Genomic DNA, 13,791 nt, shown 5'->3' on the forward strand with positions numbered 1-13,791 from the left:
TATTAAAATTAAAAGTTCACATTTAGACCAAACATGTACGAGCGTGCTGTTGGGAAAGAAGCCATCCAAGTATTATCATAATTAAGTACCTGACGGATATTTGAAAACGTATGTAAGTTATTTACGCTTGCATTGATATCGATACCGCTTAATCCTATTTTTTTAGCGATGTTTTGTGGAACTCTGTAACCAAAGGTGATGTTTCTAACCTGTACGTAGTTTACTTTTTTGTAGTAACCGTGCTGAAGTGTGTTCATATAAGCTGGTGAAACAATGGTTCCGCCTGGGTTTTCTGGCGTCCAGTAATTGGCATTGTGCACATAATTGGTGATACCAAAAGTCCACGAACCTAGGTTGGCCATATGATCGTCTCTCCAAACGCCAAAAACTCCTGTTACCAATGCCGATGCATAGAAGTTTTTATAGCTCAATCTATTTGCGAATGATGCGGTATAACGTGGATTTTTAGAACCGATGATTTTTCTATCTGCAGTTGTAATTACGCCATCTCCATTTACATCTTCAATTTTTGCTGCACCTGGCAATCCTCCTGGCTGTACGCTATAGTTTTCGCCAGCTTGCCAAATTCCAACCATGTTGTAATCGAAAAATATCCTCAATGGTTTGTTAATGTACCAGTTGTTGGCAATATCATCCAATCCATCGCCTCGTAATTCTACAATTTTATCTCTGTTCAAAGAAAATACTGCGGTTGAGTTCCAAGAGAAATCCTTTGCTTTAACATTAACAGAATTTAAGGTAACCTCAATACCCTTGTTTTGTGTTTGGCCAATGTTGTCCATAATGGTACGGTAGCCATTCATAATAGGAACGGTACGTGTCATCAACAAATCTTTGGTGTTGTTAAGGTAAGCATCGATACTACCACTTAACCTGCTTTTGAACAATTGAAAATCGATACCTAAGTTGGTTGAATAGGTGGTTTCCCACTTTAAGTTAGGATTACCAATACCATCACCCGCTAAATAAGCTGCTGTAACCGCCTGTCCTGCATCACCCCAAATGTATTTTACGTTAGAGTTTAAACGATCGAGCGTTCTGTAAACATTAATGGCCTGATTACCATTGGCTCCATAAGAAAGGCGGATTTTCAACATATCCAACCACTTTACTTTATCTTTCAAGAAGCTTTCTTCGCCAATATGCCAAGCCGCGGCGGCAACTGGGAAAAATGCATATTTATTATTGACACCAAATACCGATGCCCCGTCAGATCGACCTGTTAGTGTAAGTAGGTATTTACCTTTATAAGCATAGTTTAACCTGCCCATGTAAGAAAGCATTGCTGTTTCTGATAAGGAAGAATCATTTGCTGGATTACGGGCTGCACTACCGATCATGAAATATTCATTATCATCGGTTACAAAACCTTGCCCACTCTGCGATGTACCCCAACTTTTAGTTTTCTGCATACTGAACAAGCCAGTCACATCAAAGCGATGGTCGCCAATTTCACGTTCGTACTTGATAATGTTTTCCCAAGTATAATCATTATACTGAGAGTTGTTAATAGAAGCACTACCACCCACTACAGTTCCTTGGTCTCTACCATCAAAGGTATCACGACCGTAATAGGTTCCTGTAAAACCATTTCTATAGTTGTAACCAAAATTAGATCTTAACGACAAGCCTTTAACTGGCAATAAAATATTGGCATATCCAGAAACAAAGAAGTTATTATTGTATCTATCTTGGATGGCGTTTACATTACGCATAGGGTTTACGATCAACGAATATTCCATTGGTTCTGGCACATATCTACCATTTTCGTCTTTGTAAGCGCCGTACGGACTTTGTTTAATCGCATGTTCAATGTTTGGCGTAATACCGCCATCGCTTTTACGTGTATACTGCAGGCCTACACCAATGGTTAACCATTTGTTAAATGTTTGATCGAGATTAGAGGTGATATTTAAACGCGACAGTTTAGAGTTGTACACTACACCATCTTGATCTAAAGCTGCTAAAGAAGCCATATATTTGGTACTCTCTGTACCGCCTGATATAGATAGCTGGTGATCCATAGTCATGGCCCTTCTAAAAATATAATCTTGCCAATCGTTTGTAATACCTTTGGCATAGTTATTACGTTCGGTGACGCTAATGATATCTCCAGCGATTGGATCTAACAATTCTCCAGTATATCCTTGTCTTAATCTTGCAATATCCTGTTGGAAACGGATATATTCATTTGGCCCCATGACATCAATGGTTTGCATTGGCTCGGCCATGCCCAATTGCCCACGATAGGTTACCGTTGCTTTACCTAAGGCACCTCTTTTGGTTTGGATCAAAATTACCCCGTTAGAACCTCTAGAACCATAAATAGCTACCGCAGAGGCATCTTTTAGGATAGACAGGTTTTCTACGTTATTTGGGTCGATATCTGCAAGTGAACCGTTGTAAGGAATTCCATCTAAAATAATTAATGGATTGTTGCTGGCTGATAAGGAGTTTTCACCACGGATCAACAAGGTTTGCGCCGCCCCTGGAGCCGCATTACCAGTAGTGATGCTAAAACCTGCTACCTGACCTACCAAACGGTCCATTAAGTTAGGGGTAGATACCATACTTAACTGCTCTTTACCCACTACGGCCAAACCGCCCGTTAAATCTTTTTTCTTGGCGGTACCGTAACCTACCACCACTACTTGGTCTAAGGTTTTATCACCCGACATTTTCACATTGATGGTCCCCGTTGGGTTGACTTTAATTTCTTGTGGATCGAAGCCTATGTACGAGAACACCAAAGTAGCCGCTGGCGCAGCTTGTATGGTATAATTTCCGTCTACGTCGGTTAAGGTTCCTGTTTTAGTTCCTTTGATAATTACTGAAACACCTACCAGCACTTCCCCCTTCTCATCAGTAACTTTTCCTTTAACTTTAATCGGATCTTGTTGTGAATAGCTGTAATTTGTTGCCATCAGTAGAACGGCTAACATCATTAGCCAGCTCTTGAGCTTGATGTGTAATTCTTTTATCATTTAGTTTTATATTGGTTAGCATTAAAAATTAATCGTTCATGTTTTGCGCTGCCAGATGGAGCGAAGAAAGCTAGGTTCATTTAAGTTTGGCGATAGGCTTTGGTTTTGTTTTGTTCAACTTCTATTTCTTATTGCCGATGTTTAAACTGCCTGTGGTGACCAAGCAGTAAATACCAGCTTTATGGGTTTATCAATGATGACGTTTGGGATCGCAAAAGAGACTACTCAAAAATGTTTTTCTATACCAACCGAAGGGCCTTGAGTAAAGACCAAAGTTTGGCAATAGGATTTTTTACCTGATGATTTACAGGAATTAAAAACTGGGAATGAGATGCTCTGTTAAGCGTTCTGGAAATCCTCGAATTTGGGATGTACAGTTCGTTAGCAATTGCTAAGGTTATGGGTTGGTTAGTTTTCATACTTGGTTCTAGGTTGTACAAATGGTTAAGACAAAACTATACACATCAAACATCCCTAGGGTTCGTTTTTGTACGAAAATGGTTTGGTTTTGTACAACCTTAAGGATTGTGGACGTTTTTATACCTACTTGAGAAGAAAAACGGCTTATTTATGAGGTAATCACTTATTGTGCAATGGTTTTTACATGGTCTATCCTTACCGAATCACTCTGCTCCACATCTATTGGAGTGCCATTGCCGATATAGAAAATATCCCTAAAACTAGCTTCGGATATTCCTTTGGCTTTTACAGGATAATGGGTGATGATATTCCTTACAAATAGGCCTTTAATATTGGAAGTATGTTCAACCACCAGGCCTTGTTTTGATAAAGGGCTGATGATCATATTTTCGATAAAAACATTTTTAATTCTCAACTTACCGACAGGCATAATGCGGATTGCTCGGTGTGAGATGGAATAGAAATCTTGCCAGTTTTGGAGATAGATGTTCGAAATATTATCGCTCTCTCCACGATACACGGAACCGCTCACCACGTTGACATTCTCCTTACCTGCTGCTACGCCTGTATCTGTTAAACCTATATTGATAAAGTCATCGCCGCTTTTGCCTTTGCAATTGGCAATGGTGATGTTCTTGCATCCAAATCTTACGCCCAAACCATCTTGATTTAAAACCTGTCGGTCTGTACCCGCAACGTTAATGGCTTGCCTTACGTCAAAAGTGATATCCTTAACCACTCCATTGCTGCAACGCTCCATTACCAAACCGTGTGCATGGTAATCTTTCAACACAATACCGCTAATTTCAAAGCCATCTACATGGGCCAGTATAATGGCATGATTGCGCCATCCGCCTTTTTGGTTTTCATTAGGTTTGTCGGCATCGCTTCCGTATGATTGTCCGAAACCACTGGGAGATTTAGATAAGGTTTTATTGTGATCGCCCGTAGCTCGGGGGTTGTTGGCTCCTTCTAAAAGCACATTGCCTTTTCCCGTGATCTTGATGTTTTTTAACGGTTCAATATTGGTAATCCCTAATCCTGCATTTGCAGAACGGATAAAATTATCTCTGCATTTGTCTGATAATTTGATTTTACAGTTGTTGAGTTCTAATTCAAAATCACCAGGCAGTAAAATGGCTTGATCAATTAACCAAACATCGGTTTTTGCCACTGCATCGTATCTAGGAATCACTACCTTACCTGTTGTATTTTTCGCCTCATTTATTGCTTTTTGTATCCGTTCTGTTTGGGAGCCTTTAGAATATAGGTTAGGGCTATGATAGGTTTCGGCTGGTTTTTGGGCATTAACTGCTACTAAAAAATTGAAACTGTACATGCAAACGCAGAACATTAAGATTGCTTTCCTTGAGATGGTCATGGTTATGATTTTGTAACGATGAGGTATTTAACAGTAAGAATACTTGTTTTTTTGATGATTTGAGGAATATTTATAACCTTTTCTTTAATCTGGTGAGTGCTTCCAAATAATAATAATCGGCATAGGTCAATGGTGCGTCTATTTCAGATTTGAAAGGCAAAGCTCCAGTGCTGTGTTTAAGGATAAAATTTCCATTCTCACCAAGTTTCGCGGTATATTCTTCCGATGAAAGGGTTCTAATCTGTGTATCCACTACTGCCATGTACTTCTCTTTCAATTTGGCATCTACAAAATCGCTCAGCTCTACTAAAGCCGACGCCATGATACAAGCTGCAGAAGCATCACGAGTAGTATTAGGAATTTGTGGTGCATTATAATCCCAATAAGGAATAAAATCTTTCGGCATTTGCGGATGGTTGATCAGAAAATTGGCGATATTTTTGGCCTGTTCTAAATATCGTTGATCTTTTGTTTCGCGATAAAGGTAGGTGTAGCCATAAAGCCCCCAAGCTTGTCCACGGCTCCAAGCCGATTCGTCACTTGCTCCCTGATGGGTTTGCTTCAAATGCGGAACGCCAGACTTACGGTCGTATGAAACCACATGGTAAGAGCTATAATCAGGACGGAAATGATACTTCATGGTTTTATCCGCATGTGAAATCGCTATTTTCCTAAAGTTTTCATCTTTGGAATAGTCGGCTGCCCATAGCATCAATTCAAGATTCATGAGGTTGTCGATGATTACTGGATATTGCCACACTTCTTGTTTATGGTCCCACGAACGGATTAAGCCTACTTGTGGATCAAAACGGGTAGCCAATGATTTAGCACCAGTTAACAGCACTTCTTTATAACGCTCTTCGCCAGTAAGTCGCAAGCCGTTTCCGAAACTGCAATAAAGCATAAAACCAACGTCGTGATTGTCGGTGGTGTATTTTTCCCGCTCTACCCTATCCGTATATAGTTTAGCGTATTTCAGCACTTCCTGATTTTTATTGTTTTCATACAAGTACCAAAGCGTACCTGGAAAAAAACCACTACACCACCATCTGGAATCAGAAGATACGTCTTTTCCATTTTCGAAAGATTTTGGAAGTCTACCCGCTTGGTTTTCGTACTTTTTGGCCATTAGTAAACTTTGTTGCTCTGCATTTTGAAAAGCTTTATCAATTACATTTTTTAGGGATTGTGCTTTTACTTGGCTCGTAATAAGAAGTGCTATTAACAATAGCTTAGAGAAAGATTTTCTCATGTTGTTCATTTATTTTGGTTTAGGAAATTGGTTTTGATCATTACCAAATAGCGCTAAATATTTTAACTATTTAGTATTTCCAAAACTAGCATAAAGGCGATTGGGAAAGGTTCGGTTTTGTACGGAAATGGTTCGTTTTCGTACATAGGAAGAAATAAAAAGGGTTTGGTCGGTTTTGCTAGACTTAACGTCCACAGAAGCGTCATTCCCGTGAAAACGGGAATCTTAAAGCATACTAAAACCTACTAGTGCATTACGATACCCAATCGAATTGGGTATGACGAACATGGTGGCTAAGCCTTTTATAAATTAAACCCTCTCTCCCGATAAAATCGGGTTCTCTCCCTACGAGGGAGACAATAGCGCTTGGGTAAGCTAGTACGAACTTGAATAGCAGCAGTACATAACAACCTGGCGCTAACCACATTCTTTCTTCTTCCAAAGGAGAGAGTTAGAGAGAGGTTTTATAATTAACAAACAACCCTATTGAAAAATCCTTCACTACCGAATAGTCGGTACAGCTAACGCTCTGCATGACAAAATCGAACGGATAATGAACAATTGAACTAATGAACTAATGAACGATTAACCAGTTAAACAATTAACCGAATAACCAAAACCCAAACCCAATTACTTCTTACCTGCCCCAGTGGAGGATTTTTTTTTCATCTCCGATGGGCTTATTTCAAATTGCTTTTTGAAACATACACTAAAATACTTGGCGTTGTTGAAACCTGTTTGGTAAGCTACTTCGGCTACGGTTAAATCCGATTTCTCTAATAGGTAAGCACTTCTCTTCAATCGGATATTTAAAATAAACTCTTTGATCGACATGCCTACAATGTCGTGGATTTTTTGGTACAGAATGGTCCTTCCTACGTTCATATCCGACACAAAATCGTCTACAGAGTAATTGGCATTAGCGATATTTTGCTCAATCACTTTCATTGCTTTCACCAAAAGCTCTTCATCCATTGAGGTAATGGTCACATTAGAAGGATCAACTTGGATACGTTTGCTGTATTTCTCTTTGAGTTCCTTTTGATTCTTTAAAATGGTGTCTATCTGTTGCAACAAATAGTCTACATCAAAAGGTTTATCGATAAATACACTTGCGCCGTATTCGAGTGCCTTGATTTTATTCTGATTATCATCACCATTACCCGAAATCATGATGATTGGAATATGGCTGGTTTTAAAGTTATTCCTTAAGCTTCGGCAAACTTCAAATCCGTTCTTATTAGGCATGATCAAATCGGTAATGATCAGCTGGGGATAAATTTTCTCCGCTTTGATTAAGCCTTCTACACCATCACTGGCGGTGTAGACATTGTATCGTTCTGACAGCCGCTGCTCCATATAAGCACGCATAGCAGGATCATCTTCAATCAATAATAAGCTATTGGCTTTTCTTGCACTCGATGCTGCATTTTCTGGCTCTGTAGCATCCAACATAATGTCATCGATCTCTGAGATGGTGTAGTCGTAAACGTTCGACTGCATGTCCCCAGAACTGGCTTGCGTTTTTAGTGGTAGCATAATGGTAAAGGAAACCTTATCCGCTTTATTCACCATCCATATTTTTCCGCCAAGTACATCAACCAGTTCCTTCACAATGGCAAGCCCTAAACCTGAGCTTTCTTCAAAGGTCGGCCGGTGCGATGAAAGGCGGTTAAAGGAAGTAAATAAGGTGGCAATCTGCTCTTCCGAAAAACCATCGCCGCTATTGAGCACTTCAATGGAGATATAAGCCGTTTCTTGTTCATCCAAGGGTTCAGCAAGTCTTTGCTTTTCTTCCTCGGTAGCGGCATAAATACGTACCCCTACATAGCCTTTATTCGGAGTATATTTTAATGCGTTAGAGAATAGGTTCGTTAGAATTTTCTCGATCACATCGTAATCAAAAGCCACATGTAGGTTATCTTGATAAGTGGAAATACTGGTTTCGATTTCCTTCTTATTGGCATATAACTCGAATAGTCCGAAAACATCTCGCACAAAGTTGATGAAGTCACCAATCTGCGGGTTTAGTGTGATTTTTTGACTTTCTATTTCTCTAAAACGCAGCAACTGACTGATCATCCGCTGGATGCGGGTCACATTTTTCTCAATCAAGCTCATGTAACCCTTGGCGCCATCGTTAGTTCCCAAGGTTTCTTTAAGCTGTTTAAGTGGCTGAAGTACCAAGGTAAGTGGCGTTTTTAAATCATGGGAAATATTGGTAAAGAAATCGGTACGTGCTTGGTTCAGCTCCCGCATATTTTTTTCCTTCAATGCTTCTAAGGCTAATCTTTCCTTAAATACTTTTTTATTGGTGTAATAGCGGGTGATGAAAAACAACAGGGCAAAAGCAATGGCAATATAAAAGCAATAAGCCCACCACGACAGGAAAAAAGGCGGGTCAACGTGGATGTAAAGTCGTGAGATTTGATCTCCCCAAAGGCCATCGTTGTTAGAGGCTTTGATTTCGAAAGTATAATCGCCACTAGGGAGATTAAGGAACTGCACCGATCTTTGGTTGTTGTGGATAATTTGCCATTTTTCGCCCAATCCTTTCATACGATAGGCAAATTGGTTCTTATCCGCCGACAAATAACTATCTGCCGAAAACCTAATTTCTACATTCGATTGTTTGCTGCTCAGCTTTATCCTGTTTTCTTTTTGATTAGATAAACTGGCAATATCTTTAGCTAAAGGCGATTGCTCTGTTTGCGTGGTAATTTGTTTATTGTTGACAAAAAATCCTGTAAAGAAAACTCTAGGCTTTTGTGGGTTTTTATTCAAGTAAGCAGGGTCAAAAAGCAGGAATCCGTTGGTGCCGCCAAAAAGCATTTCGCCTTTTGATGTTTTGTATGCGGCACGGATGTAGAATGAGCCGCAGCTGTTTTCTTGGTAAAAGCGTGCTTTTTCAAAGGTCTTTGCTTTGGCATCGTAATAGTAAAGTCCATCGCTGGTGCTCAACCAAATGTTTTTAGAAGCATTGTCTTCCAAAATGCCAAACACCATTTTTACAGGCAAACCATTGCTGCTGCTATAGTTCACATAGGTACCATTAGGCTTAAGTACGTTCACTCCTTTTCCCAAAGTGCCCAGCCATAAATCGCCATTGGATGCCAAATAAAAACTGCAGAGGTAATTGGCGGAATAGGAAGCGTCTTTGATCATGTAATGCTTCAATACTTTTTGCGTGTTAGGATCAACGACGAAAAACCCTTGGTGTGTGACTAAACAAATTTGATTTTGCTTATTCACAAACAGGGCTTCAATTTCCAGATACAGTTTTTCACCATTGGCACCAATTACCCTGGTCATTTCAATAGGCCCTTGTACAGTTTTTTTGTAAAAGAACGACTTGTCGGGATCGGTCATCCACCATGTGCCCTGTTGATCACGTACATAATCGTACACGGTTAAGGGCTGTTTGCTTTCTGGCGATAGAAAACCAAGGCTACCAAAGTTTCCCGAGTTCATATCGTAAGTTCCAATACCGCCACTAAATGCCGAAATATACAACTGCTTGCTTTGCTGATCGAACTTGAGGCGCTTGATCATATTAGAGTTAGGCGAATTGCCTGGCGATTTCACGAAATGTCTAAAAGTATCGCTTTTTCTGTTCCAATAATTGAGCCCACCACCTTCTGTACCAATCCACATATTACCTAAATGATCTTCCTGGAAACTGCTCACGATAGGATGGCTTAGTCCGCCAAGGCTAGGCGTAAAATACCTTGCACGGGAATCGTAGAGGGAACAATAAGCGATTTTACCACCATAAGTACCTATCCATGCGCCCTGATCGGGATCGGGATAAATGGTCCAAATAGAGTTATTAGGTAAGGAGAAAGCATCATTCAGGTTCATGCGCAAGAAATTGCTACTTTCCGTTGCTGGATCATAAAAGAAAAGTCCTGCTTGGGCGGCCACCCAAATAATGCCAGTTTGGTCTGCGTAAAGTTTTTTAGAAATGAAGGATTTGGTGCCATTAATCACTACAGGGATATTTTTTTTGACCGTTCCCGCAGCATCGGTGACAAAAATACCTCCACGTTGGGTCAAAAAATAGTATAAACCTTTGTAAGCTAAGGCATCGTTTACGGCATTTGTGGTTCCACCAAAGTTTGCAAAAGGAATGAACCTGCGTTTGGCCACATCTACTTTTTGCAGCACCGCATCTTGGGTGATGTAAACACTGCCATTTAAACTGATGAGATTATTGAAGGATTGATTTTTTGGCAAGATGAAACCATCCGTTTTGTTGGTTTGTGGATCATAACGTTTCAAACTGTCGGCAGACAACATGTATAATTTACCGTCGCTATGTAAACAAAGTGAGCGGACTTTTTGGTCAACAACGATATCGAACGAAAACTTGTCGTAGTTAAATTTTAACAAACCGTGTCCAGTGCTCAGAAACAAATTTCCTTTTTTATCTCTAACCACTGAACCAAAGCCCCACTTTACCTTTGGTTTAATAGAAAAAACGATGTCATTCAGTTGGTAAAAGTTGTTACCATCATACATGAAAAGCGCATCGGGTCCTGTATACCACATCCTTCCCAAGCTATCCTTTGCCATGCTTTGTATTCCGCCGTAATACGAAGTTTCAGGCATGATATGAAACCTATACTTCGAAACATCGATGGCAAAAACATTCTGAAAGAGGAGAATAAGGAAGCAAGTAAGCAGACCGTATTTTTTCATTTAAAAGGATTTCCGTTGGTTGTTAAAATTTGGATAAAGCTCAAAGCCTTAATCTACGATTTCTACCTTAATTTTCTTATTCTTCACCAAAATATTGTAATCTCCAGCTTCTAGAAAACGTTTTCCGTTACCATCCACAAAGCTAAGGTCTCGCTCTGGATCGATTTCAAATTTATAGGTTTTGGTTTCGCCTTTTTTCAAGAGTTGCTTTTCGAAATGCTTAAGCTCTTTGATAGGGCGTGAGATACTAGATACTGGATCTTGTATAAACCAATGTACGGTTTCCACCCCATCCCTATCGCCTGTGTTGCTTACGGGAATTTCTACCAGTAGTTTGCTGCCACGTTTAATTTGTGTAGCAGATACTTTTAGTTCTCCATATTGGAAAGTGGTATAGCTTAACCCATGTGCAAACTCATATAAAGGCGTGCTCGGAATATCCTGATACTTGCCTTGGTGAGGACGGGCACTCTGTCTGTAGTTGTAATAAATAGGAATTTGACCTGTGGAATAAGGGAAGGTCATGGATAATTTACCAGAAGGATTTACCCTCCCTGATAAAACACCTGCCAATGGTTTCCCTCCAGGTGTTCCTGGGTGCCACATGGTTAAAATAGCATCACTAATGGGCTCTAAACGGTTAAGTTCCAACGGACGACCGCTCGACAATACCAATATCACAGGCTTGCCCAGCTTTTTCAGTTCCACGGCCAGTTCTTCCTGTATTTGTGGCAGCGCAATGGTTGAGCGTGAAGCATTTTCGCCACTCCAGTTTTTCTTTTCACCCAAGCAAAGGACAATCACATCAGCGTTTGCAGCTACATTTTTAGCTTCTTCAAAATTCTTTTTGTCTTGTCCATCAAAATCACAACCCAAAGCATAAGTTACTTCGGCTTTGTCTTTATATTCTGCTTTTAAAGCATCAACAACAGTGGTTACTTCTTCGGCATTGCCTTGCGCTGCCCATGAACCTAGCAAATGCCATTTGGTTTGAGCTATGGGTCCAATTACGGCAATTTTCGACACCTTGTTTAGGGGTAGTGCTTTATTTTGGTTCTTCAATAACACAATTGATTCTTCTGCCAACTGTTCGGCAATCTTCATGCTTTCTGGGCGATAGAATCTTTGTTTCTCGGTTGTAGTTGGCGTGTAAGGACGGTCAAATAATCCCAAACGGAATTTTACCCTGAGTACTCTTCTTACCGATTCATTCAACAACGCTTCAGATACCTTGCCTTCTTTCACCAATTCGCCTAAATGGTTATCGTAACATCTGTTCATCATGTCCATTTCAACGCCAGCGGTAAATGCTTTTAGTGCCGCTTCTTTTTTATTGGCCGCCACGCCTTGCGGACGTAATTGCTCTATTGATCCCCAGTCTGAAACCACAAAACCATCGTGTTTCCAACGGTCTTTAAGCACTTCGGTTAAGGTATAATGGTTGGCAGAACCTGGCGTTCCGCTAATATCATTGAAAGAACTCATTAAAGTGGCCGCTCCTGCTTTTACACCTTGCTCATAAGGCAGCATGTAAGTGTCCCAAAGTGTTTGTCTCGATATTTCTGAATACACATAATCGCGTCCCGCTTCTGAAGCGCCGTAACCAATGTAATGCTTTAAGCAAGCCGCTACATTTTTTTCGCTAGATAGGTCAGTTCCTTGGTAACCTTTTACCGAAGCTACTGTAAAAACAGCATTGGTGTAAGGGTCTTCGCCATAGCCTTCGGCCACACGACCCCAACGACCATCTCTAGCTACGTCAATCATGGGCGAGAAAGTCCAATCTACCCCCGACATTCTGGCTTCTTGGGCAGCTACGCCACAGGCCTGCTCCACCAACTTGGGGTTCCAGGCACAAGCTTGGGCTAAGGAGATGGGATAAATGGTGCGGAAACCGTGAATCACATCGTAACCAAAAATGATGGGAATGCCCAAACGGCTTTGCTCCATCGCTTTTTTCTGTACCCTGTTGCGCAAATCAGCATTGCTGCCAAAATAAATGAGCGAGCCTATTTGTGCCGGAATATCATTCACTGGATCGGCCATGTTATTGGCATTGTCATTTCTGCCTAAGGTATATTGGTTCAACTGCATTACCTTTTCCTCCAAGGTCATGCGGGCCAATAAATCTTCTATACGTTTTTCGATAGGTTGCTTGGCATCTTTATATAAGGGATTTTCTTTTTTATAACCTGAAAATAAGGTAATGGTGATTACTGATAACAGTAAGGTAACTTTCTTCATAATGATTGAACTTATTTAAAAACGGGGGTTTGCGATAACTTCATTGTTTTTTGTTGATGGTGCTTTAGTTCGAAAACGACGATTTCATTCTCGCCCTGTACCAAATCTTCGGTAGGAATTAGGATGGAACGCTGCTTTTCTTCTTCCCAATAGGAACCCAGGTATTTGCTATTGATCCAAACTTCTCCCATTCCCCAGCCCGAAATATCTAGGTAAGTATTTTTTAAACCCTCCATACGGAAAGTACCTTTGTAAAAACCAGGGTTTCCATCAGTTAAATCACTATCGTAGGCAAGGTTTTTTACAGGAAATTTTCGCACGTTAAGTGGTAACATTTTCCAGTTTTCGATGTCGTTTCCATCCAAAGTAATTTCCCCAAATAAACCTTTGGAGTTGTCGGTAATTTCGGGGCCGTAGGTAATCCTGCCAATATTTTCTACATAAATCTGCAGCAAATATTTTCCAGGCTCGGTTTTAATGGCCATTTTCTTACGGCTATCAGTCAATGTTCCCTGCAACTTCCCATTTACGTACACCGCTGCATAATCACGTACATTTTCCAATTCCAATTCTTCACTATCAGATTGTGTGGTGATCTCCGTTTGATAAAGCACATAACCAAATTCGACATTCAAGTCGTTCATGGACAGCAACTGCTCTGAAGTTACCGCTGGCAAATAAACTTGCGTTAAGGAAGCCTTTTTATCCAAAGTGATTTCTTGGGCCTGCACTAATCCACTGGCCAATATCGCTAAACTTAATGCTATTCTCCACTTCATCTTATCTCC

At 40.4% G+C, this 13,791-nt stretch carries 6 protein-coding genes; all 6 read right to left on the reverse strand.

The genetic code is table 11. The features are described 5' to 3' along the window. Positions 1–8 precede the first annotated feature (8 nt). The 6 genes from DUT70_RS18805 to DUT70_RS18835 all read right to left on the reverse strand — a co-directional run bounded on the left by DUT70_RS18805 (position 9) and on the right by DUT70_RS18835 (position 13,782). The gene (locus DUT70_RS18805; protein WP_113648916.1) at positions 9–3,005 is read right to left on the reverse strand and encodes a SusC/RagA family TonB-linked outer membrane protein; all 2,997 of its coding nucleotides are present in this window, start codon (positions 3,003–3,005) and stop codon (positions 9–11) included. 583 nt (positions 3,006–3,588) lie between these two features. Further along, complete coding sequence (locus DUT70_RS18815) at positions 3,589–4,806, reverse strand: glycosyl hydrolase family 28 protein (protein WP_113648918.1); 1,218 nt, start codon at positions 4,804–4,806, stop codon at positions 3,589–3,591. Positions 4,807–4,876: 70 nt separating this feature from the next. Continuing rightward, a complete protein-coding gene (locus tag DUT70_RS18820; RefSeq protein ID WP_113648919.1) occupies positions 4,877–6,067 on the reverse strand; it encodes a glycoside hydrolase family 88 protein in 1,191 nt (396 codons plus the stop codon). Positions 6,068–6,688: 621 nt separating this feature from the next. Further along, positions 6,689–10,759, reverse strand: a complete 4,071-nt coding sequence (locus DUT70_RS18825; protein ID WP_205529841.1) for a hybrid sensor histidine kinase/response regulator transcription factor — start codon at positions 10,757–10,759, stop codon at positions 6,689–6,691. Between the two features lie 48 nt (positions 10,760–10,807). Further along, on the reverse strand, positions 10,808–13,003 hold the full coding sequence (locus tag DUT70_RS18830; protein ID WP_113648921.1) for a glycoside hydrolase family 3 N-terminal domain-containing protein: 2,196 nt from the start codon (positions 13,001–13,003) through the stop codon (positions 10,808–10,810). 11 nt (positions 13,004–13,014) lie between these two features. After that, positions 13,015–13,782, reverse strand: a complete 768-nt coding sequence (locus DUT70_RS18835; protein ID WP_113648922.1) for a hypothetical protein — start codon at positions 13,780–13,782, stop codon at positions 13,015–13,017. Between the last annotated feature and the right edge of the window lie 9 nt (positions 13,783–13,791).

Origin of the sequence: Pedobacter chitinilyticus, from assembly GCF_003313385.1 — a bacterium.
Taxonomy (GTDB): domain Bacteria; phylum Bacteroidota; class Bacteroidia; order Sphingobacteriales; family Sphingobacteriaceae; genus Pedobacter; species Pedobacter chitinilyticus.